This window comes from Lascolabacillus massiliensis (genome assembly GCF_001282625.1).
GTDB lineage: Bacteria > Bacteroidota > Bacteroidia > Bacteroidales > Dysgonomonadaceae > Proteiniphilum > Proteiniphilum massiliensis.
Genome location: NZ_CTEJ01000001.1, coordinates 1136836 through 1159947 on the forward strand (window position 1 = coordinate 1136836; position 23112 = coordinate 1159947).

At 32.5% G+C, this 23112-nt stretch carries 19 protein-coding genes and 1 tRNA gene; 7 read left to right on the forward strand and 13 right to left on the reverse strand.

Annotated elements, in window-relative coordinates; translation table 11 throughout:
• Genes BN1354_RS04655 through BN1354_RS04695 form a run of 9 tightly spaced genes read right to left on the reverse strand, consistent with a single transcriptional unit; the run spans position 1 to position 9532 of the window.
• Entirely contained in the window at positions 1-1359 is a 1359-nt protein-coding gene (locus tag BN1354_RS04655; RefSeq protein WP_053826355.1) for a hypothetical protein, read from the reverse strand.
• Positions 1360-1371: 12 nt separating this feature from the next.
• Positions 1372-2289 carry a glycosyltransferase gene (locus BN1354_RS04660; RefSeq protein ID WP_053826356.1) on the reverse strand — a complete coding sequence of 306 codons (918 nt, stop codon included), beginning with the start codon at positions 2287-2289 and terminating at the stop codon, positions 1372-1374.
• A gap of 4 nt (positions 2290-2293) precedes the next feature.
• Positions 2294-3796 (reverse strand): O-antigen translocase, encoded by a 1503-nt coding sequence (locus tag BN1354_RS04665; RefSeq protein WP_074010709.1) that lies wholly within the window; start codon positions 3794-3796, stop codon positions 2294-2296.
• Between the two features lies 1 nt (position 3797).
• A complete protein-coding gene (locus tag BN1354_RS04670) occupies positions 3798-4898 on the reverse strand; it encodes a DegT/DnrJ/EryC1/StrS family aminotransferase (RefSeq protein WP_053826357.1) in 1101 nt (366 codons plus the stop codon).
• Between the two features lie 5 nt (positions 4899-4903).
• A complete protein-coding gene (locus BN1354_RS04675; protein ID WP_053826358.1) occupies positions 4904-5428 on the reverse strand; it encodes an acyltransferase in 525 nt (174 codons plus the stop codon).
• Positions 5425-5838, reverse strand: coding sequence for a sugar 3,4-ketoisomerase (locus BN1354_RS04680; protein WP_053826359.1), 414 nt, complete (start codon positions 5836-5838; stop codon positions 5425-5427). The genes BN1354_RS04675 and BN1354_RS04680 overlap by 4 nt, the downstream gene beginning before the upstream one ends.
• Complete coding sequence (locus BN1354_RS04685; RefSeq protein WP_053826409.1) at positions 5835-6239, reverse strand: sugar 3,4-ketoisomerase; 405 nt, start codon at positions 6237-6239, stop codon at positions 5835-5837. The genes BN1354_RS04680 and BN1354_RS04685 overlap by 4 nt, the downstream gene beginning before the upstream one ends.
• 57 nt (positions 6240-6296) lie before the next feature.
• On the reverse strand, positions 6297-8714 hold the full coding sequence (locus BN1354_RS04690) for an exopolysaccharide transport family protein (RefSeq protein WP_053826360.1): 2418 nt from the start codon (positions 8712-8714) through the stop codon (positions 6297-6299).
• Between the two features lie 32 nt (positions 8715-8746).
• Positions 8747-9532, reverse strand: coding sequence for a polysaccharide biosynthesis/export family protein (locus BN1354_RS04695; protein ID WP_053826361.1), 786 nt, complete (start codon positions 9530-9532; stop codon positions 8747-8749).
• 617 nt (positions 9533-10149) lie between these two features.
• Here BN1354_RS04695 and BN1354_RS04700 point away from each other — a divergent pair.
• Both BN1354_RS04700 and BN1354_RS04705 read left to right on the forward strand, forming a co-directional pair.
• Positions 10150-11472, forward strand: coding sequence for a right-handed parallel beta-helix repeat-containing protein (locus BN1354_RS04700; protein ID WP_082331535.1), 1323 nt, complete (start codon positions 10150-10152; stop codon positions 11470-11472).
• A 39-nt stretch (positions 11473-11511) separates the two neighbouring features.
• Positions 11512-11961, forward strand: a complete 450-nt coding sequence (locus BN1354_RS04705; protein WP_154904823.1) for a lipid-binding protein — start codon at positions 11512-11514, stop codon at positions 11959-11961.
• Positions 11962-11973: 12 nt separating this feature from the next.
• Here BN1354_RS04705 and BN1354_RS04710 read toward each other — a convergent pair whose 3' ends face one another.
• On the reverse strand, positions 11974-12777 hold the full coding sequence (locus BN1354_RS04710; RefSeq protein ID WP_154904824.1) for a helix-turn-helix transcriptional regulator: 804 nt from the start codon (positions 12775-12777) through the stop codon (positions 11974-11976).
• A gap of 277 nt (positions 12778-13054) precedes the next feature.
• Positions 13055-13621: a 30S ribosomal protein S16 gene (locus BN1354_RS04715; RefSeq protein WP_053826365.1), complete on the reverse strand. Its 567-nt coding sequence runs from the start codon at positions 13619-13621 to the stop codon at positions 13055-13057.
• A gap of 258 nt (positions 13622-13879) precedes the next feature.
• Here BN1354_RS04715 and BN1354_RS04720 point away from each other — a divergent pair, with 258 nt between their 5' ends.
• Together BN1354_RS04720 and BN1354_RS04725 are read left to right on the forward strand one after the other, a co-directional pair.
• Positions 13880-15673 (forward strand): AraC family transcriptional regulator, encoded by a 1794-nt coding sequence (locus BN1354_RS04720; RefSeq protein WP_053826366.1) that lies wholly within the window; start codon positions 13880-13882, stop codon positions 15671-15673.
• A gap of 365 nt (positions 15674-16038) precedes the next feature.
• Positions 16039-18819 (forward strand): helix-turn-helix domain-containing protein, encoded by a 2781-nt coding sequence (locus tag BN1354_RS04725; RefSeq protein WP_197271974.1) that lies wholly within the window; start codon positions 16039-16041, stop codon positions 18817-18819.
• Between the two features lie 85 nt (positions 18820-18904).
• Here BN1354_RS04725 and BN1354_RS04730 read toward each other — a convergent pair.
• Positions 18905-18977: transfer RNA gene (locus tag BN1354_RS04730), tRNA-Lys, on the reverse strand.
• A gap of 202 nt (positions 18978-19179) precedes the next feature.
• On the reverse strand, positions 19180-20598 hold the full coding sequence (ahcY, locus tag BN1354_RS04735) for an adenosylhomocysteinase (protein WP_053826368.1): 1419 nt from the start codon (positions 20596-20598) through the stop codon (positions 19180-19182).
• A gap of 583 nt (positions 20599-21181) precedes the next feature.
• Between ahcY and BN1354_RS04745 the strand changes: the two genes are divergently transcribed.
• The 3 genes from BN1354_RS04745 to BN1354_RS04755 all read left to right on the forward strand — a co-directional run bounded on the left by BN1354_RS04745 (position 21182) and on the right by BN1354_RS04755 (position 23038).
• A complete protein-coding gene (locus BN1354_RS04745) occupies positions 21182-22030 on the forward strand; it encodes a bifunctional methionine sulfoxide reductase B/A protein (protein ID WP_053826410.1) in 849 nt (282 codons plus the stop codon).
• A 104-nt stretch (positions 22031-22134) separates the two neighbouring features.
• Positions 22135-22620 carry a BON domain-containing protein gene (locus tag BN1354_RS12050; protein ID WP_053826370.1) on the forward strand — a complete coding sequence of 162 codons (486 nt, stop codon included), beginning with the start codon at positions 22135-22137 and terminating at the stop codon, positions 22618-22620.
• Positions 22621-22627: 7 nt separating this feature from the next.
• Positions 22628-23038, forward strand: coding sequence for an SH3 domain-containing protein (locus tag BN1354_RS04755; protein WP_053826371.1), 411 nt, complete (start codon positions 22628-22630; stop codon positions 23036-23038).
• The last annotated feature ends 74 nt before the right edge of the window (positions 23039-23112 follow it).

Consider the following 23112-nt stretch of genomic DNA (forward strand, 5'->3'; position numbering starts at 1 on the left):
TTATTCTTCTTGCGTTGATAAATTAACCAATCCCTTAGCTTCTTTTTCCTTAACTCTAAGTTTTTCAACTAAATATTGCTGTAAACGGACATATCTTACATCAAAAATGCCACGTACCCAAACTGCAACTTCGATATCTGTCATATTTCTGAATGAGTAGGAGTAGCAGAGCCCCAACATTGTCATTATCATAAAGTAATTGAGGGAAAAGTCACTGATATCCTCCACCCATGAAAATAGCCATCGGAAAGCAACATATGTACCCAACAATTTGGCATAAATACTTTTTGACCTATTTACAGCCAGATATGTTGCTCTGAAGAAAATAATGGTATATAGGATTACACCAACTAAACCTGTCCAGGTGAAAATATTAGCTAAACCTACTTCATTTTGGATTCTTTCATGTCTTCCTGTCAATTCATAACCATAAATGCCAAATGTAAAGGAATCATTTCCACGCGCAGGAGTTCGGCCTAAAAACCAATAATTATTGTTTATTGCTGACTCAAGCACTTCTTCGTAGATAAATGTCCTTGTATCTGTAGTAAAATCTAGTTCTTCTATTTCTCCCATATTATTTACACCTTTTGTTTTATATTCTCCTTTGATATAATCCTGCATATTAAATACATTGAATACACCAGAGACACCTAACACGAAGAGAGTAACAGGAACAATAAACATTGTTAAGCGTAAAGTCTCAAAAATATTAGAAGGTAGCTTTTTATGAATATAGTACAATAATATAAACAAAAGAGGAACACCGAATTTGATTACATTACTTCTGGCACCCAGATCAGCAACTAAAACAACAACTGTTGCAGCAATCAGAAGTATTTTGGCTCTCTTTGTAAGAGCAGGGAAAAAGAGTAATAGGAATGCTACAGGAACCAGATAAAAACCATATGCATCTGTTCTTAAAAGTGCAATAAACAGCAGAAAAAGAGGGAACATATATTTCATATAAAATGATAATGTAGATTGAACTATAGATTTATTTGTTGCAGCAATAATCACAAGAGGTAACATCAAAGCCATAGTATTTCCTGTTAATGCTTTCCAATCCCAATACATCTCTGCTGCAAATGCACCTCTGATTATACATACTGCATTCCAAAGCAGATATATCCATATTAGTATCATATTATCCTCATTCCTTTTGTCATAAAAAGAATATCGAGCTAAAAAGAATACAGCAAGTATCATAATAGATATACTCCATCTTAAGGGGGTGCTATCCAATGAGTGAAGGAATGGTATTCCCGGCTTTACATAAGGTAATGCAGTATATAGCGTCAGAAAAAAAATAGTAATAGGGATGAGACGACTTATAATATGTTTATTTACTGTTGTCATAGGATTTTTTAATTAATAAGTTTTCACACCATTTAGTCTCATATACCAATAATACAAACTTAGTTTGCGCAATATTGAATCACCTTTAAGTCCAAAAAAACCTCGGTATTTAAATCTCAGCCAATTCTCATAATATATCGATAAGTCAAATGGGTTAAGAATATTAAGGTTTTTCATTTGATATTTTTCAAAAATCCTGAGAGCTTCTTTTTCTCTTGGACCATTTTTCTTCATATCTCTCGAAACTGCTTTACTATGTACTCTGTAAGCAACTGTTGTTTCATCAAGATGATAGATCTTATAACCATTTTCAAGAACTCTGAACAGAGTGGACATATCCTCATATATCCTGAATTCCTCGTCACAATACCCAACAAGCTTAAACAGATCCCTCTTAATAAAGAATGTAGGTGTATTCAAAAATATAGGCCAACGTGAGTAATATTTCAACTGTTTTTTTGCAGTTGAGATATTTGCAAACATTTCTTGCCCTTCATTTACTACAATAGATCTGACTAGATTACTATTTTCATCTATCTCGCAAACATTTGAAAAAATGATCGACGCACCAGGATTTAAATAAGTAAACTCAATGTTATCTTTTATAAAATTATTCAGAAGTATATCATCACCTGCAATAACTTTCAACCACTTACCACTACATTCCCTGAGACCTCTATTACAGTTTTTAGATATCCCAGTATTTACAGGTGTAGTTATTAATTTTACATTTGCAAATCTATCTCTGTTTTTATCTATCCACTCTTCAGTAATCTCCACTGTTTTATCAGTTGAACAATCATCACTAACTATTAACTCTATATTATTATATGTCTGAGACTTAATACTCTCTAATGTTTCTTCTATATAGTTAGAATTATTGTATGTTATTACAACAATCGAAATCAAAGCATCTTCATTTATGACCATAACTCTATTTTTTTCTAAATTTACTTAATACCCCATCTAAAATTTCTTTAATTCCAATCCTGGATTCCAGCTCTTTATATGAATACCATCCGGAAACTAAAATCAACAGTATACCGAAGAGATAGGTATACGGCTGTCTGACTAAATTTACCATAGCAAATCCTAGCATTGCCAAAAAAAACTGTATTGCAAAAATCTGAATGAAAGAATAGCTGAATGAAAATCTATATTTATGCCTTGCTATTATAAATACCTGTATAAGATAGAATACATAAGAAGCAAGGAAGGATATTCCAAGCCCGTTTAGCCCCCAATAATGATAACCAAGCAGACTAAATAAGAGGAAATAAACACTTCCAAGAAATTCATTCCAGAAATAGAGATTTCCTGCTCCTTTTGCAAGGAAAACAAAAGCAATTGCCCAACTGACAGCCTTAAAGAAAATACCTAAAGTTGCCCAGTATACCATACCTGTAACTGATAAAAATTGAGTAGAGTAAAGAATAATTATTGCCCAGTTTACAAAAATGATAAAAGCAATGAGTATTGGTGCCAAAATAAGTAGAGCTATTTCGGACTGTTGATTTATCAGTTGTTTGCTTTTTTCATCATCTGCTGATACAACAGATAGTCTGGGATAGTAATCAGTACCCATAGCTGTAAAAATCATTCCCACATAGGTATTAATGATTGTAAAACCGGCACTGTATAAACCTACATCGGCTACATTTCCTGTTCTATTAATAAAAATTCTTAGTAAATACGCTGCAATAAGTGTTACCAAACCACTTAAACTAATCATGAATCCCATCAGCATCATACTTTTACCTTCTGAAACTGTTTCTTCATACGAAACTTTTGTTTTCTCCAGTTTGACTTTTTTTGCGAAATACCAGGAGAAAAATAGTGTAATCAACGAGGTGATGATTATTACAGGAACAATTCCTTCAACACCGTACTTGTAGTATAAAGGTATTGTAACCAGCAAACCAACAAAACTACCATACACATTTGCCTTAGCCAGATTTTGAAGACGTCTTAGAGATTGAAGAAGAACCAATTCACCGGTACTTAATTGATTAAAAAGAAGCGTCACTGATATCCATATAAATGCTAAAGTGTAATCCCTATTCCCGAATGTAAACTCACTTAGCCATGGAGAAAATACTAGTGTTACTATTGCCCCCAATAAACCTGTTAACCACACTAAGCGACGCATTACTGTAATAACCGATGATATTCTTGCGTTATCGTTAGTTGCAGTAGCTTCAGAAATATTTTTTATAGCGCTGGTACCTAAACCAAAGTTTGTTAGACCTGTAATCAGTCCGGTTGTAGACGTCAGCAACCCTACTATACCCATTCCTGAAGGACCTAGTAAAATTGCCACAAACTTTGAGCGTACCACAGATATCAGAATCTGGAAAAACTGAACTCCTCCAAACAATGAAGTTGCTTTTACTATTTGTCTATATGACGATCTTTGCTCCTGCATTTTGATAATCATCTTAATTAAATGAGTTTATCACTTCAACCACCCGTTTAACTTCATCATCAGTTATAATCTGACTAATGGGCAGACTTAACACCTCTTCATGTATTTTTTCTGTAATTGGATATGAATAGTGATTCCACTCTTTGTATGCATTTTGTTTATGTGGTGGAATCGGGTAATGTATAATTGTTTGTATTCCATTTTCAGTTAAATGTTTCTGTAATTCATCTCGTCTGGAAGAACGAATAATAAAAAGATGAAACACATGTGCATCCCAATCATTTATTATTGGTAAGATTACATCTTTATTAATTATATGGTTAAGATAATAATGAGCTACCTCTCTTCTTCTAGCTGTGTCTTCATCCAGATAATTTAACTTAACACCTAGTATAGCTGCTTGAATTTCATCTAGACGACTGTTATAGCCCTGGTAATCGAAAACATATTTTACAGTAGATCCATAATTAGCCAAAGATCTTACCTTATCTGCAAGAATTTTATCATCTGTCGTTACAGCACCACCATCACCCAAAGCACCTAAATTTTTTCCTGGATAAAAACTATGTCCTGCAGCATTTCCTAACGATCCCGTTTTTTTACCCTTAAATTTACAACCATGCGCCTGTGCGTTGTCTTCAATTAATTTCAGGTTATATTGTTTACAAATTCTGCCAATCTTCTCAGTATATGCACATTGTCCATAAAGATGAACTATCATAATACCTTTAGTTTTAGAAGTGATTGCTGATTCAATCCTGTTTTCATCAATCTGATAGGTATTAATATCGGGCTCCACTAATACAGGCACTAATCTATTATCTGAAATTGCTATTATTGAAGCTATATATGTATTGGCAGGCACAATTATTTCATCTCCCTCCTGCATAACACCCATCTCAATGTAGGCACGTAGAATAATTCTTAGTGCATCTAACCCATTTGCTACACCTATACAATATTCTGAGCCTGTGAATTGAGCATATTTTTTCTCAAAGCTATTTACCTCTTCGCCAAGAAGATACCAGCCTGAATCTATCACACGTGCAGCTGCTGAATGAATTTCAGATAAATGTTGATCCGTAATTTTTTTAATGTCAAGAAATTTAATCATTACTACTATGTTTTTAATTTGTGTTCAATTCCATTAGCATCTTTTTTTTCCATATCCAGGATAATGCCTTCTGCGGTAATAAAGCCTCTCTGAGTAGCTGGATTACCATATAATAGCGAAAATGGCTCAACATCTTTTGTTACTACACTCCCCGCTCCTATAAATGCATACTCACCAATAACTATTCCTGGAAGAATAGTAGAATTAGCACCTATAGTTGCACCTTTTTTTATTATTGTTTTTTTCAGATTCTCTAAGCTATACACCTTTGATCTAGGAACCAGCTCATTGGTAAACGTCACGTTAGGACCGATAAAAACATTATCTTCAATAGTAATACCATCCCATATCTGTACACCATTTTTAATAGTAACATTATTCCCTATAATAACTTTGTTCTCAATAAATACATGTGAGCAAATATTACAATTGTCTCCTACAATCGCCTCTGGAAGTATGACACAGAATTGCCAAACTTCTGTATTTGGTCCGATATTCTTGCTTAGTACATTAGATAAAGCGTGTATCATCTTATATATTCTAAAAAATCATCATAATCTCGTAAATAATCATCAGCATCATATGGGTGTGAAGCTAGTACCAAACAAACTGATCCGGAAGAAAAGCCTAATTCACCTGCCCATATACCCGGTGGTATATGAAGTCCCATATATGGCCGGTTTAGAGTAACAATTCGTTTTGTTTCCCCATCATCTAAGAGAATATCAAACGAACCACTTACTGCTATTAAAAACTGATGGCACTCTTTATGAGCGTGTGCCCCTCTCTCTTCACCGCCAGGAATGTCATATAGGTAAAAAACTCTGTTTACCTCAAATGGTATTGATTTACCATTCTCTATAACACTCAAATTACCTTTCTCATGATGATGTTTATCAATCTCAATCACGGAACAATCATATATAGTTACACTTTTCATATTACCTGATCTTTGAATAAACTATAATTATATATGTAATCTGAAAGATCAAACTTTGTAGATGCTAGTATCATTGCTACAGAATTTGTTGAGAAGTTAACCATTTGCCTCCAGATGCCATTAGGTACATATAGGCCGTAATATGAACGATTGAGTGAAAATACTTTTCTATCACTTCCATCATCAAGAATCACATCAAAACTACCTGAAAGTGCTACAATAAATTCTTCATTTTTGCGATATGCATGACCGCCTCTTACTTCACCTCCAGGTACATCATAGATCCAATAAGTTCGTTCTATTTCAAAAGGAATCTGTTTTTTCTCTTCAATTACAGATAGATTTCCCCTTGCATCTAAAATTTTTGGGAGATTAATAATTTTAGCTTGACTTAATTCCATACCAATCTCATGTTTATATTCCACCTTAATTATATATTATGTTTGTATGTTTGATTACTAATAGCCGTAACCATATTTTTTACCAAATCCGTAACGATACTCAGCCGCGTCTAAATTGATTGAATTTAAAATAAAATATAATCGTTTTAATTTTCCCTCTTTATAATGTCTTCCTGCATCTTCAAGATATTTTTTTGGTGTATATTCAGATCTAGCAATATAAAGATTTATATCAGCTAACCTACTCAGTAAGAATCCATCTGATACCAGTCCCAATGGAGCTGTATCAATAAAAATAAAATCGAAATCACTCCTCAGATCATTGATCAACTCGTCCAAAACGGGTTTTGCCAGCAATTCATTAGGATTAGGAGGAATTGCACCTGCGGTTATTACTGAAAGGTTTGGATGCAAACCTGAGGGTTTGACTAACTCATCTTTGGACATTCTCCCTGAAAGATAAAGAGTCATTCCCTCTTTACTATTTAATCCCAGTTCTTTTGCAAGCTTAGGTTTTCTGATATCCAAATCAATCAATAACACTTTTTTATCAATCATTGCAAGACTCATTGATAAATTTATAGAAGTGAAAGTTTTACCATCGCCGCTTATACTCGAAAGTACATTTATGACTTTATTTTCCTTTCCGTTTGTTACAAACATTAGATTTGCACGGAGAAGTCTGACCATTTCGTTAAAACTATCATTACCATTTTCAGTAATCAATGTTCGCTCTGTGGCAACTTTGTCATCTGTTTGAGAATCTTTAGCATTTCTAATTACTCTTGGTATTTCACCTAATACTGGTACAGTAGTTATCTTCTCTAGTTCTTCTTTTGAAACTATTTGATAACGCAGTAACTCTTTTACCCTAATTATGATCACAGGAATTATTATGCCTATAACTAAGAATATTCCAAGTATCATTAATTTGCGTGGAAAAACTATTCCGGTAACTCTTATATTGTCAATAATCTTTGAGGTTGGTGCTACAGATGCCATATTCATGTATTTCTCTTCTTTTTTCTGGAGTAAAAACAAGAATAGATCCTCTTTTATATTTTGTTGACGCATTATGTCAGAATACACACGTTCCTGTTGAGGTATTGCACTTACTCTTGCTCTATTTTGATTATATACTGAAGCAACATCTCTATATTGAATCTCAAGATTGTTTTTCTCGTTTTGAAGACCAGTTTTTATAGAGTTAAGCATGGAGGATAATTGATAGTTTATGTCAATCATCGACTGGTTACTGCTTGATGCAATACGTGCCAGTCTATTCCTTTCTAAAACTAAATTATTGTAAGAGCTGATTTGATTAACTAAAGTTTGATTACTGATACCAGAACTTGTAGGAATTAGTTGCTCATGATCATTAATATTCTGGACAAAATTATTCAAATTAGTAACTATACTTAGTTGAGACTCAATATCCATCCTCCTCTGTCCTACTGATGCCATTTGTGAGTTATACAGATTCGCCTGGGATGCTATATCTGTAAGGCCCTGGGACTGTTTAAAGGTTTGTACCTGACTTTCAACGTCACTCAACTCTCCACTTAATTTGGCTAGCTGATCCTCAATAAGTTTTGATGTTTTATCTGCTAACTCAATCTGATCCTGAATTCCTTTTTCATTATATGTATCAATGTAATTAATCAGAAACTCTCTTCCTAAAGCAGGATTGGAACATATAAGTGCAATCTTGGCTACAGAAGAAGTTTTCGACGTTAATTGTATATCAAGGTTTCCAAGAAACATATTAGCTACATCTGCAGGTCTATAAATCATTATATTTAGCATTCTATCCATTGAATGAATAGAAGATGTTGTAGATATTTCAATATTTCCAAATGGTAAATTGATAGTGCTATCACCAGGAGATAAGCTAAAGTGATATTTACTTTTATTGTACTCAACCAGAAGATCGTAATTACCTGTATGGTAAGTTTTTACATTAATATTTATAACATCTGTAAGTTTATCCAGGTCACTATCAGCCATTCTTATTAAAACCGGACTTTCTTCACCATACAAACTTTTGGTTTTTCTGGTTAAGAATGGAAGTGTATTATCTTTTAATCCAATTTTTCGAAGAATACTCAGTTGACTTAATTCTGTATAAAAAGCATATAATCCAAGTTCTCTTACAACACTTTCTACAATCAATGTTTTCTTTAGTATTTCAACCTCATTATCAGCATTATTCCTTCTTGAGACTATCCCCATCTCTCTGAAAGTAGTTACTTCAGAAGCTCCTCCTTTTTGATCATCATTGAACAATATCGCAGTTTCAAGTTGATATTTAGGCAGAGAGTAATAAATAAATGCTACAGCTAAAAAAATACATATGAATAAAGAAAGCAGAAACCATTTCCAGTGGATTAGATATTTCATAAGGATGCCAAGAATATCTATTGGTTTATCGGCCAGCTTATTAAATTCAAGTTCCACTTCGGAATACATGTTCATAATACTATTTATTAATCAAATTGTTTACTAATTTATCTGGTTATCCCAAATATTGTAACTGCCATTGTTGCCAGTGAAATCAATACAGATAAGGTAGAGATTCTGTGTGTCTCAGCTGCTCCATATTTTGATGAATTTGCTCTGGATTGATTGGGTTCTACATATACAACATCATTTTGCTCAAGGAAGTATCCAGGAGAATTAAAGACATTCCTGTCATTTAAATTCAATGTGTAGACATTTACATTACCTTCAGGATCTGCTCTTAATACTTTGACATTATTACGTTTACCATATATTGTCATATCATTTGCCAAAGCTAATCCCTCAAAAATTGTTAATTGTTCATTAACAGATTCATACTTCCCGGGTCTATTGACTTCACCTAATATATTTACTGTGAAGTTTAATATTCTAATTGTAACTACCGGCATTTCTCCAGTAAAGAAGGGTGCAAGCTTAGCAGAAATTTGTTCTTCAAGTTCTTTTGTGGTCAATCCCTTAACCGATAAAGTACCAAATACAGGGAAATCTATATTTCCATCATTGTCCACAAGAAAGTTTTGTAAGGTTTGATTGGCATAACCCACCATTCCCTGTGGCTGTGGCATCAATAGATTATATCTTCTTGATGCTTCAGGCTCACTACTTACAACTGTAATTGATAATATATCCTTAGATTTAATCCTGGCATCAAAAACACCCTGATTAATGTTTGCTATTCCTGACTCGGCATTCTGCAAATATGCAATATCTCTAACCTGAGTACAAGACACTGAAAACGTAATGAACAAAAACAGGTAAATTAGTTTCTTCATTTGTAGTGCGCGTTTTAAAAATTATTATTATTTCAATTTCATGTATGCCTATGACATGAAATCTTCGTAATTTTGCAGAACAATATCCAGTATTGTCTTTTAGTTACGAAAAAAATTATATGACACCTCAATTATCTTAACTAACTTAGTTAAGCATCGCAAATATAACAGCCCAAATTACAGAAGTTCGAAGAAAAAATATTACATAAACTTACATTCGGTTGTTAAATATTTCTGAGACCCTTTGTAGGACTTGGATAAAAGAATCTGTTAATTATAATCTTTCTAAATAACATTTTTTCCTTAGTTAATGCCAACTAATTCTTACTAAAATGAACAAATTAATTGCTATTTGATTGTTTTTTAAGATTTTGGCAAGAAAATAATTACTATTTTTGCAGCGGAAATCAATATGTAAATACTCTGTTTTTCTTGAAGTATTTGTACATAGATATAGTACCACAAGTTACTTTTCTAATTTAGAAAATTCAAAAATAATAACGAATTTCTTCTTTGTTTATTTGTATAATAAACACCACAAGAATGCATGAATGTTTAAGTAAAACAGGTTTGCTACAATATTGTATTTATTTTTTTTAAACAAACTCACACACACAATGAAAAAAAGAAACGTCACTGCACTACTAAGTATTGTATTCCTATTTATATCACTCCAGATGTCATTTGGACAAGGAGCAAGATATACCGGGACATACAAAAAATCTGCGCCTATACAACATAATGGCGTAAGCAATATTGTTATAGAAGGAGTAGAGATATCAAATGAAAATAGTTATGCGATAGTACTCTACAATAGTCAGAATGTAACAATAAGGAATTCAAAATTTGGTCCAACGCCTTTAAAAACAGCGATTTACCTTTACAACTGTAAAAACATTACTATTATCGATAATACATTTAATGATGTACAATCGGCACTAGTAGCATCCACTTCTCAGGGTATCAAATTTGAGTATAACGATGTAACTAACGTTGTTGGTAAATTGAGAGGCGCAAAAGAAGTTGGAGTATTGGCTCAGTTTATACAGGTAACCGGAGCTGGAAACAGTGTAAGTTACAATGTAAATGAGAATTTCCCTGGTCAGAGCGATCCTGAAGACCTTATTAACATCAATCAGTCAAGCGGTACAGCCCAAAGTCCTATTGTTGTTAAAGGCAACTGGATCAGAGGTGGTGGTCCATCGGTTTCAGGTGGAGGTATCAACCTTGGTGATTTAAACGGTGCATACCAGGTAGCTGAAGATAACATTTTGGTTAATCCGGGTCAGTATGGTATTGCTATCTCAGGTGGTCATGATATGGCACTTAAGAACAATACTGTATATGCTAAGAGAGACAACTTTACAAATGTTGGACTTATTGCCGTAAACTGGTATGAAGGTCAGGCATACAACATTACTGTAAGTGGTAATAAAATTAATTATACCAATAAGGATGGAGCTCAGAATAGCTGGTGGATATATCAGAATGTTGAACCTGTTGCAGGAAAATCTACTAATGAATATCGTCCTGATATAACTGAATCTATTTTACCAAAACAAATTATTGGTAGAGCTAGAAACGGTGTTGTAACACCACCTCCTACTACACAACCAGAGCCGGATCCAACTCCTGAGCCAGAACCAACTCCTGGACAGGACCCAACTCCTAACCCAGGTGTTGATGATGGATCAAAAATAGTTAATCATCCTTCTATCAGAGTTTATAAAGATAGATTCAATAGAGTATGTATTTTAAACATTGGTAGTATTTATCCGGGAGCAACTGTTACTGCTACAGTTAAAAGTCATAACTTAGCACACACGCAAAGATTAACCGGATATCACACCGCTATTAATTATACTGTTCCTTCAGGAATGGTAGTGGATGTTGTTGTTAAAAACGGCAATAGAATGAACTACACACAACTTTCATTCTAACCATCAAACAAACACTTTCAATATAACAAACTACAAAATATGAATAAGATAATATATTTATTTGCTATCATTGCTACAATGGTAATGATTGCATCTTGTGAAAAAGAGGATTTTCAAGATAACAATATTGAAGAGCAATTCTCAACATCAGTTCCTGGTAGCTGGGAGGTTAAAGCATATTTAAATGATTCAATTATTTATGACACTTTCAACATATTCACCTCAGGTATATCAGGAGACTCAATTGTAATAAATGACACAATCGTAAACTTCTGGAATTTTCAGGTTAAAGCGAGTGTTGATGGTAAAAGCAACACTTTCCAGACTAAACTGTCAACAAACGAGTTAGTTAATGATTTTGCTATTGGCGTAAAAATACCAGTAGGGAAAATTATTGATTCAGATAGCATCTATATGGAGATGCAATTTGAAGATGACATAACTCCATTTGGCAACACATACCAAATTAAGGGTCATAGAGTTAAATAAACTAATTTATTGTCACATGTCAAATTCTTCAACTAACCACTGATCATTGTCTTCATTATTAACGACTTCTTTAAGTGTATCCAACAACTCTTTTTTATTTAGGATATTAAGTTTTTTGTTGATGCGATGAATTGTGACAAAAACTGAATCAAGTGTTCTATTAGTTATTGTAGCAATATCTTTGGTTTCCATATTATTTACGAGTAATCCACACAAAATGACTTCTCTATGAGATAAAGTAGGGAAAGCTTTTTGGATTACTCGTAATTCTTTTTCATAATATACAATATCGTCAAGCGTAAGTTGCTGATTCTCGTCTCTGAAATATTTTTTCATCATAGAATCAAGCATGTTTTTACCAGTTCGATTAAGATACGGTTTCAGTTTAACAATTTCCTCTTTAATATTATATAGTGATGATATTGATGCAACTGAGTATTTTTCAGAAGCTTTGGTAAAATGTATAATATATATATCACCAAGAAAAGGGTTTGTAATATGAGTAAGTGAGTAATTCATAATCTCATGTTTTCCATTAAGAAGAATAACATGTACTTTCTGATTTGTAATGACACCCATGACCTCATTCTTCAATATATCTGTAAAGTATGGATTCATTTTTTTCCATGCCTTTAAGTCGAAAGTCTCATCCTCCCTCATACCTAAAGTATCATAAGCACGTTTATTTAGTATTACATCATTAGAGCTTTCAAAAAAAATTGCAGTAGGATAAGGAATCTCATTAATATCGACTATTATTTTATCTCTTGATTGGATATTTCTACCCAACCTAAGCTCTACTTTTGGAGAGTTCATAGTAAGCATTGATTTTTAAAATTTGTCACAAATATATAATTATTGTGTGATAATATATTATAGTACAAATAAAAAAACCTTACAAAAACTTAGTTAATAAATATGTAGTAATTTACTACTCTATAAATCAACCACTTACAAAATTTAAATTTTACCATGTAAGTAATTGTTTTTAATGGTATAAAAAATAAAAGCCCGGTACAAAAGTACCGGGCTTAATAAGTATTAAAGTTTTTTTATTCCAGCGTTCTCTATATTTTCTAACTAAATATAAGTTTTACTCTTCTATTTTCTCTTCTGTAGCAGGAGCTTCTTCAGCGGTAGCTGTATCCTCAGTGGCGGTTGTCTCTTCAGTTTGCTCTTCAGGAGCGTTTGCAGCCTCTTCTTCCGCTTTCTTTTTCGCCAAAGCTTCAGCACGAGATTTATTTACCTCTTTCTCTGCTTCCAGTCGCGCTTTTTCTTCAGCACGTGCTTTTTCTGCATCTTTGGTCATAGCAGATTTTTCTGAGTTCAATTTGTTGCTTTTCCATGCTTCAAATCTCCTTTCTGCTTCAGCTTCATCAAATGCGCCTTTTGCAACACCTCCCAAAAGGTGCTTTTTCAATAGAACACCCTCATTTGATAGTATATTTCGTACTGTATCAGTTGGTTGTGCTCCTGTTTGCATCCAATACAAAGCTCTATCGAAATCTAAAGTGATTGTAGCAGGATTTGTGTTCGGATTATAAGAACCTATCCTCTCAATATACTTTCCATCACGTGGAGCTCTGCTATCTGCAACAATAATTTGGTAGAATGGATGATTTTTACGTCCTCTTCTCTGTAGTCTTAATTTAGTTGCCATTTAGTAGTTCTTTAATGAGTTTATATTGTATTTGCGGCTGCAAAGATAGTAATTAATTACATCTCTTCAAAGCTGATCCTCTCATTTTTATCTTAAATCAAGTAAATAGAGTTTTCAGACTATCATTTGTAATAGTATCAGTAAAATTACCCTCGTATGAATTCCCCTCAAACATAATATTTAATGTTATAATTATCAGTCAATAATAATATTTTTTATGTAAACAATTTTCTTATATTTGTAAAAAAATATTTAACCATGACTGCCAAGAAGCATAAAGGAATTAATATAATTCACCTCTTGTGGATTCCGGCAATTTGCTTTTTTGCTACCTGTTTTCATAATTCTACAAATTACCCATACCCTATAGAGAAAGCTATAAATCTGTTTTTCATAGAGAATGAGAACGATTCTGTTATTAATATTTTAAATGATAAAAACTTGTCAACTGAATATCCTCAATATGATGTAATAAGGGATATTTTTATTGCTGCAGCTCTCTCTGAATCAGGGATGGCCGATAGTGCCAGGATAATTTTAGCTAATATAGACAGTACAAGTTTGAATGAAAATGATAAATACTATTTTAACTTTACTCATGCATTGATTGAATTCAGGCTTGACAATTTACAGGAATTTGCTAAAATTGCTACGCCACTACTTTCTTACGAAACCATAGATCCCAGATGTCGAGCTTTAATCCAACGACAGATTGCCAGATCATTGTACTATTATGAAGACTTTGAAAGTGCTATTCAAATGATGATAAATTCAAGCAATCTTTTTGGTGAATTAAAGTTAGATAAAAGTGTAGCAATAAATAAGAAATTTCTCGCAAGTTTTTATACTCAGCTCGGAAGTTATAATTTAGCAATAGAGAATCTTTATGAAGCAGAAAAAACTCTTAAAGAATATAATGATTTAGAAGAACTATATTATTTATATATAGTAGGTTTAAAAACTTACATCTCATCGGAAAAACCCGATTCTGCCCGTTTCTATGCCGATCTTGCACTTATAACAATAAATGACACATTGAGTAATCAGAAACTATCCTCAATATACTATTACATTGGTATGATCGAAAAACTTGATAGTAATTATAATGATGCTATTGAGATGTTTGATAAAGTCTTAAAAGTGGATAACAATTTTTTTGGTGCAAATATAAGAGAAATTGAGACCTATATAAGACTAGCTTCAATTTATAATTTAAAAGGAGACAGTAATAAAGCTGCAGAAAATGCAGTAACTGCACTAAACAAAATAGGTAGTGATGGAAGTACATACTTAAAATACGAAGCATACAAAGAACTCTCTGAGGCCTATTACAAAACAGACCCTATTTTAGCTTATAACTATCTTGATTCAGCTGAAAATAATCTTATTAAGTATCAGGAATTATCATCTAAGAGGGTTGCAGACTTTGTTAATACACAAGATGCGTTAGAAAGTGCATATAATCAAATTATTGAATTGGAATTAATAAAAAAGAGAAATAAAATCATCCTGATTCTGATTCTGGTTATTCTAATTGTAATAATTATTAGTTGCTTGTTAGTTAATAGTCTTAACAAAAAGGTAAAAAACAGCTCTGCTGTATTAGTTAAAAAAAATCTGACACAACTAAAATATGAAGAAAAAGTGAACGATTTAATCAAAAAACAGATTAATTCCAGTGAAAACAGATCAGATATTTTATATGAAAAATTTAATAGCTGGTTAGAAAAAGAAAAAAAATATCTTCAACCGGATATAGATTTAAACATGGCCGCACGAGAAATAGGTACAAACAGAAGTTATCTTTCAAAATCGATTAATCAGCATGGTATTGGATTTAATGAAATCATTAACAGATATCGTATACGTGAAGTTATTAGAATATTTGAAAATGAGAATGAAGAAAGGAATAGCTATACCCTGCAAAAGTTAGCAACAGCTGTTGGGTTTAATACAAAGTCAGTCTTTTTTGATTCTTTTCGTAAAGAAACAGGTATGACACCAGCTCAATTTAGAGAAAATATTCAATATACAAAAACTATTAAAGATTGATAATATCTATCCCGTGAACATACTTACTAAAAAAATGTTATATCAATCAAATTATAAAAATGTAAATATGAGTATCATTTTGTAAAAAAAGTCCAAGTTTGTAAATATCTCCACATTAAGGTGTCGTTATTTTGCAAAATGATAACTTTTTTATTCAACTATAGTTTTTCATTATTATATTAGCAGCATGAAAATCTCAGCATAACGGAATTAAAAAACCCGATTATCAATCTATTTATACCTGACCATGTCCCTAATATGCAACATTAGGTCCATTATATTACACATATAGATTAATATCATCAAAAATGATAAGTATAAGATTCACTTTACTCAGAAACCTGGTGCATAAAAGTACATATCTAATGTACTTTTTATTTGCATTAGCTTGCACCAAAAACGGGGGTGATGATAATACTTACATACCTGGTAATACAACTAAATATTCTACAATAGATTCACTAGTATCCAGCATTTCAAAAGATACAGTTGCAATGACAAATTATCTTAATCTAACAAAAACATCTGGTGATATATATGCTGAAATGAAGGTATACGAAAAGATAGGACAGTATTATATGAAGAATTATAGCTTTTTAAAAGCTATTGAAAATCATCAAAAATATTTAGAAACGGCATATAAATTCAACGATACAACATATATTATCAAGGCATTAAACAGAGTTGCAGCTGACTACAATGAAATTTCGGCTTATAATGAATCGGCTGAATACTATTACAATGCACTTTTAGTATATAATCAATACAATTCAAATGGCTTTAAAAATATTGAATTAGATAAAGCAAGCACTCTTTGTGGCCTTGGTTCTGTCTACTTAAATTTAAATCAGTCAGATTTAGCATTAGTACACTTTAATGAAGCTCTCAAAATAAACTTAAAATATGAAAATAAAGAGGGACAAGCAGTTAATTATAAAAAGATAGGACGTGCACTCGAAAAAGTAAATGATTACGATTCTGCATATTATTACTATCATAAGGCTTTAGAATATTTTATTGATCTTAACTCCGTCTCCGGTATGAGTGCTTGTTTTAACCGAATAGGCAATTTATATTTAAACACAAATAATTATGAATCTGCAAAGGTTTATCTGGAAAGTGCCTACAAAACCTTACAAGGTACTTCTGATATAAAGAACTGGTTGGATGCATGTATTTCTCTTGGAAATATATATAGTAAATTAGGTGAATTCAGTAATGCAGAGTTCTATTTAAATGAGGGATTAGAGTATTCTATGAAACTAAACTTTCCGGAATACCTTGAAAGAGTTTATCTTTTGCTATCAGAAATTCATAAAAAAGAAGGTAAGACTTCTTTAGCTTTGGAAGAACTTATTCTGAGCGATCAATATGCAGCATCATTCAGGGAAAAAAAAAATGTATATAGAATAATGCAGTCTAGACTTGAATACGAAAAAGAATTAATTGAAGCTGAGAAAGTTTCACTGGCTGAACAACATACGATCCAGGAGGAGAAAAAACAGATGACCATTAATGTTTCGGCTATTGTTATTATCTTATTAATATCACTACTATTTGTCTTACTTCAAAATCATAAACTAAGAATAAGAAGAAAAGAGTCTTTATATCAGCTTGAAAAGGAAAAATCAGATTTTTGTTTAAATGTATCACAGGAATTTAAAACACCTGTATCAATAATTATTGGTCTAATTGATAGATTAAATACCAATACCTCCAAAGAGCAAAATAACAGTGCAGAATGGGAAATCTTAAACCGACAGTCAGAAAATCTTGAACTATTAATTAATGAACTATCTTCAATAGCCAATCTGCAAGAGTATAAGAGTCAAAAGAAAATGGTTTACGGCAATATTGTTGCCTATTTCCAATATTTGTTTGAATGTTATGCAGTTCTAGCAGAAAACAAAAAAATCGACTACCTGTTTTTAAGCAGTGTAAAAGAGCTTTATATAGACTATATCCCTGATTATATACAAATTATTCTTAGCAGCTTATTAGGAAATGCTATAGGACGTTGTACTGAAAATGATAATATTACAGTTAAAATTGATCTTGACAAGAATAAAAAACACTATTTAATAGAGGTTTCTGATACAGGGAATAGTATCAAAATTGATGAATTAAATTTTAAAGATACAGAACAATATAAATTTCATTCCGGACTTTCAATCACAAAGAATCTTGTAGAAAAATTAAATGGAAAAATTGATCTAAACAATGAAATAGATGGAAAAACAATATTTAATGTAAGGATACCAATTATAAATATAAACGTAAATCAAAGTCATGATAGTATCTCAATTCACAAATCTTATAATTTGAAAGACTCAATTGAAAATAATTTATCTAAGAAACAAGATCTAAAAGACAAACCTATTGTTTTAATTATTGAGGATAATAGAGACATGAACTATTATTTAACAACTATTCTGAAAGATAAATACAATGTTATTATTGAAGCAAATAGTGAGAAGGGTATAATTACAGCTAAAAATAAAATTCCAGATATAATTGTTTCAGACGTATCACTCCCTGGAATGGAGTGTTATCGCTCTTGCAAAGAAATTAAAAACTCTCACATAACTAGTCATATTCCGATAATTCTTCTTACTGTCAGCGATTCAAAAGAAGAACGTGTTAAAAGTATAAAATCAGGAGCTGATGCATTTCTGGTAAAACCGGTTTATGAGGCAGAACTTACCGCTGTGATCGACAGACTTCTCTCAACAAGAAGGCAGATAAAAGACAAATATTCTCCAATTAAGCAATTAAACACTCAAGGTGTTGTTAATGATAAAGGAAATGAAGCCAATATTGAATTTATTAATCGTGTAACAGACCTTATATATAAGGATATAACAAACACTGAGAATATTATTGACAATATTGCCTCTGAAGTATGCCTAAGCCCTTCTCAATTGAATCGTAAGATCAAAGCAATAACTGGAATGACTACCTCTAACTTTGTTTTAAAAACAAGATTAAACAGAGCAAAAAAACTACTCACAGTAACTCAAAAACCTATTGGAGATATAGCAATGGAGTGTGGTTTTAATGATTTCGCCTATTTCTCCAGATCTTTTAAAAAAGAGTTTGGAATGACTCCTACTACTTTCCAACGTCTTCCCCACTCTGCTAATTAATTAAACAATTATCTTATAAGAGATACTACTTATTACAGGAATAACAATAAAAAAGCGCTGTAATAAATATTACAGCGCTTGTCAGTGATCCGCCTGGGGCTCGAACCCAGGACCCCATCCTTAAAAGGGATGTGCTCTACCTGCTGAGCTAGCGAATCGCCCTGATGCTTTCTTTCAAAAGCGAGTGCAAAGATAAAAGCTTTATTTTTAATTTGCAACCCTTTTCGCGTTTAAATTGCTCTTTTTTTAACTTAAAATATTTAGTAGTCTAATTATTAGAAAGATATAAACAAATTATTTTTTACAGTCATACACTGTTACTAATAGATAAAACTAAATATAAGTTTTAAAAAAAGAGTATCAATACCTGTAGTGTTCCGGCTTATATGGACCATCAACGGATACACCTATATAATTAGCCTGTTTCTCTGTTAAGACAGTTAATTTAACCCCTATTTGTTCCAGATGGAGTCTGGCAACTTCTTCATCCAGATGCTTTGGAAGACGATATACTCCAACTTCATAGTTATTTTTCCAAAGCTCAATTTGAGCTAAAGTCTGATTTGAAAATGAATTACTCATTACAAAAGATGGGTGACCTGTAGCACAACCAAGATTAACTAATCTACCTTCTGCAAGTAGAAACAGGGAATTTCCTTCGGGAAAAGTATATTTGTCAACCTGAGGTTTAATATTTATATGTTCTATACCTGGATAGTTTACTAAAGCATCAACTTGAATCTCGTTATCAAAGTGTCCAATATTACATACTATAGCCTGATCTTTCATCTGCTTCATATGTTCTATTGTGATAACATCACAATTACCTGTCGTTGTGACGAAGATATTACCCTCTTTAACGGCTTCTTCCATTGTTGTAACCTCAAACCCTTCCATAGCTGCCTGAAGGGCGCAAATAGGATCTATTTCGGTCACAATAACCCTTGCGCCATAAGAGCGCATAGAATGTGCACAACCTTTACCAACATCACCATAGCCAAGGACCACCACAACTTTTCCTGCTATCATCACATCTGTTGCTCTTTTGATACCATCTGCAAGAGATTCACGGCATCCATAAAGATTATCAAACTTTGATTTAGTAACAGAGTCATTAACATTAATTGCTGGAACTAGTAATTCACCCTTTTCCATCATCTGATAAAGTCTGTGTACTCCAGTTGTAGTTTCTTCAGAAATACCTTTCATTTCTGCAATTGTCCGATGCCATCTTAGATTATCTTCACTCAAAATTCGCTTCAAAGTATCAAGAATAATCTGCTCCTCACGATTACTTCCCTTTCTTTCAATAACTGAAGAATCATTCTCGGCCTGATAACCTAAATGTACTAGCAGAGAAGCATCACCACCATCATCAACAATTAAATTTGGTCCTTTACCATCTGGAAATCTAAGAGCCATTTCCGTACACCACCAATACTCTTCAAGAGTTTCTCCTTTCCAAGCAAAAACCGGTACACCTGCTGCTGCAATAGCTGCGGCTGCATGGTCTTGTGTAGAAAAAATATTACAGCTAGCCCAGCGTACATCGGCTCCTAGTTCAACTAAAGTTTCAATAAGAACCGCAGTCTGTATAGTCATATGAAGTGATCCCATTATACGAGCTCCTTTCAATGGTTTTTCAGATGTATACTTCTTTCGAATAGCCATCAAGCCGGGCATTTCATGCTCTGCAATTTCTATCTCTTTACGTCCAAATTCTGCTAATGATATATCTGCAACCTTGTATGGTAGATCAGAAGAAAAATCCTTATTCATTTTGATTATAATTTATTTATCGATTTTTAAGTATGCAAAGGTACTAAATTTATAGATTGTTTCTACCTTTGACTTTAAAGAAAGCAATTGAAAGAGTAAGACTTAATGAAAATTATATATTCAAATTATCTGCCTTTTAATAGATTTAAAGCTATTAATTTATTCGGAATTGTATTTGCGCGAAGGCAATATTTCCCTTTAGATAAGCGCGCAATTAATCATGAATATATTCATACGCGACAGATGTTTGAACTTTTTATCGTTGGGTTTTACATCTGGTACATTTTAGAATGGTTGTATAAATTAATTATTTATAAAGACAGACTTATGGCCTATAAGAAAATAAGCTTTGAAAAAGAGGCATATATCAATGATATAAACCTGGATTATTTAAGAGAAAGAAAGCTGTTTTCTTTTATTAAGTATTTGTGATATGCAAGAATATCCAACAAACTAATAACATTTAAGGAGCATGAAAAAAATATATATTACAATAATAATTTTAAGCATAGTATTATTCAATATGTGTGCTCAAAACAATAAGCAAGATAAACAAATGGTTCAAATAAATCACGCAACAACTATGAAATTCAATAAATTAACCCCAGAAGAAGAAAGAGTGATAATTTACAAAGGTACTGAAGTTCCATTTACAGGAGAGTTGCTAAATAACAACGAAAAAGGTATCTATGTTTGTAAAAGATGCGATACCCCACTATATAGATCCGAAGATAAATTCGATGGTCATTGTGGATGGCCATCTTTTGATGACGAGATTGAAGGAGCAGTTAAAAGAGTTAGAGATGCTGATGGACGCCGCACTGAAATTATTTGTAATACATGTGGTGCACATCTGGGACATGTTTTTCTTGGTGAAGGATTTACTCCGAAACAAACTCGCCACTGCGTTAATTCTATCTCTATGAAATTTATTCCAGAAGGAGAAGAAAATGATGTAACTGCTTATTTTGCATCAGGTTGTTTTTGGGGTACTGAATATTTCTTTATGAAAGCACCTGGAGTTAAGGAAACTACCGTTGGTTTTATGGGTGGTCATGTAGATAATCCAACATATGAACAGGTTTGTCAGAAAAATACTGGACATCTTGAAACAACTGAAGTAGTTTATGACCCCAGGGTAACTAATTATGAAGAAATGATTAAATTGTTTTTCGAAACACATGATTTCACTCAAACAAATGGACAAGGTCCAGATATCGGACCACAATATCTTTCTTGTATATTCTATTCTAATTCTATAGAAAAAGCAATTGCAGAAAGATATATAAACCTGCTCACATCTAAGGGTTATAGGGTAGCTACAATGCTTAAACCTGCTTCAACATTCTGGTCAGCTGAAAATTATCATCAAGAGTATTATGAAAATAAAGGAGGTACTCCTTATTGCCATAAATACACTAAAATATTCTGAAACGGTTGTAATAGTAATAATTTCTATAAACTTTTTTAAAAGCGTAAGTGTTTTATATATATCGTATTAAAACAAATAATATGATTAACTAAAAACTGGAAATTATGAAATTATTACGTTCATTATCAATTCTAACTCTGATACTCACACTAGGATTAGGTGCAGTATCATGTAACAATGTTAATGATGCAGACATCCAACAAGCTGCTCAAGAAGCATTGAATGCAAATCCTGATTTAACAGGAGTAATGGTAACCGTTCAAAATAAAGTGGCTACTCTTACCGGAACCGTTCAAGACGAGGCCACAAGAGCATACGCTGAAAGCGCTGTTTCGGGAGTAGAAAATGTTGTATCTGTTATCAACCAGATAGTTGTTATACCACCAGCACCTGATTTCTCAGCACTTGATAGTGCTATTAATGCATCTCTAGCTGATGCGCTTAAAGATCATCCTAAAATTTCTGCTACCGTTCAGGATGGTATAATTACTATAAATGGTGAAATCAAACAATCGGAACTTCCAGTATTGATGGAAAAACTTAATGCTTTGAATCCACAACAAATTATTAATAATGCAACCATAAATTAATAATGATATGACATTAACTGAAAAATACAAAGAACTAGTCGACGTTGCACTTAATAATAACTTATCTGTTAACGATACTGGTAAGGTTTTAAGGATCGAGGGTGAAGTAGCAACTGCAAGTATCAAAAACAAGTTGTGGGAAATTTATCAACATATAGATCCACAATTTAAAAATAATGATGTAATACTAAATGTAAAAAGTAAAATTAGCGCAGGCGACAAAGTAAAGGTGGTAACCAGAGAAAGCAGGCTAAATATTCGTCAAGGTCCTGGAACCGATCAACCCATAGTAGGTAAAGCAGAAAAAGGAGATATTATTACGTTAATAAGCAAAACTAATGATCAATGGTGGCTGGTACGTGATAATGACGGTGAAGAAGGATACTGTTATTCTCAGTATCTAGAACCCATAAACTAATCTTTTCAACCTTATCTTATTATTCATAATTCTTACAGGAGGAAAATTTATATATTTCTTCCTGTATTTTTTTC

Coding starts and splice junctions, on each gene's coding strand:
- BN1354_RS04655 (WP_053826355.1), bottom strand. CDS start 1,359: ATGACAACAGTAAATAAACATATTATAAGTCGTCTCATCCCTATTACT.
- BN1354_RS04660 (WP_053826356.1), bottom strand. CDS start 2,289: ATGGTCATAAATGAAGATGCTTTGATTTCGATTGTTGTAATAACATAC.
- BN1354_RS04665 (WP_074010709.1), bottom strand. CDS start 3,796: ATGATTATCAAAATGCAGGAGCAAAGATCGTCATATAGACAAATAGTA.
- BN1354_RS04670 (WP_053826357.1), bottom strand. CDS start 4,898: ATGATTAAATTTCTTGACATTAAAAAAATTACGGATCAACATTTATCT.
- BN1354_RS04675 (WP_053826358.1), bottom strand. CDS start 5,428: ATGATACACGCTTTATCTAATGTACTAAGCAAGAATATCGGACCAAAT.
- BN1354_RS04680 (WP_053826359.1), bottom strand. CDS start 5,838: ATGAAAAGTGTAACTATATATGATTGTTCCGTGATTGAGATTGATAAA.
- BN1354_RS04685 (WP_053826409.1), bottom strand. CDS start 6,239: ATGGAATTAAGTCAAGCTAAAATTATTAATCTCCCAAAAATTTTAGAT.
- BN1354_RS04690 (WP_053826360.1), bottom strand. CDS start 8,714: ATGAACATGTATTCCGAAGTGGAACTTGAATTTAATAAGCTGGCCGAT.
- BN1354_RS04695 (WP_053826361.1), bottom strand. CDS start 9,532: ATGAAGAAACTAATTTACCTGTTTTTGTTCATTACGTTTTCAGTGTCT.
- BN1354_RS04700 (WP_082331535.1), top strand. CDS start 10,150: ATGAAAAAAAGAAACGTCACTGCACTACTAAGTATTGTATTCCTATTT.
- BN1354_RS04705 (WP_154904823.1), top strand. CDS start 11,512: ATGAATAAGATAATATATTTATTTGCTATCATTGCTACAATGGTAATG.
- BN1354_RS04710 (WP_154904824.1), bottom strand. CDS start 12,777: ATGAACTCTCCAAAAGTAGAGCTTAGGTTGGGTAGAAATATCCAATCA.
- BN1354_RS04715 (WP_053826365.1), bottom strand. CDS start 13,621: ATGGCAACTAAATTAAGACTACAGAGAAGAGGACGTAAAAATCATCCA.
- BN1354_RS04720 (WP_053826366.1), top strand. CDS start 13,880: ATGACTGCCAAGAAGCATAAAGGAATTAATATAATTCACCTCTTGTGG.
- BN1354_RS04725 (WP_197271974.1), top strand. CDS start 16,039: ATGTACTTTTTATTTGCATTAGCTTGCACCAAAAACGGGGGTGATGAT.
- ahcY (WP_053826368.1), bottom strand. CDS start 20,598: ATGAATAAGGATTTTTCTTCTGATCTACCATACAAGGTTGCAGATATA.
- BN1354_RS04745 (WP_053826410.1), top strand. CDS start 21,182: ATGAAATTCAATAAATTAACCCCAGAAGAAGAAAGAGTGATAATTTAC.
- BN1354_RS12050 (WP_053826370.1), top strand. CDS start 22,135: ATGAAATTATTACGTTCATTATCAATTCTAACTCTGATACTCACACTA.
- BN1354_RS04755 (WP_053826371.1), top strand. CDS start 22,628: ATGACATTAACTGAAAAATACAAAGAACTAGTCGACGTTGCACTTAAT.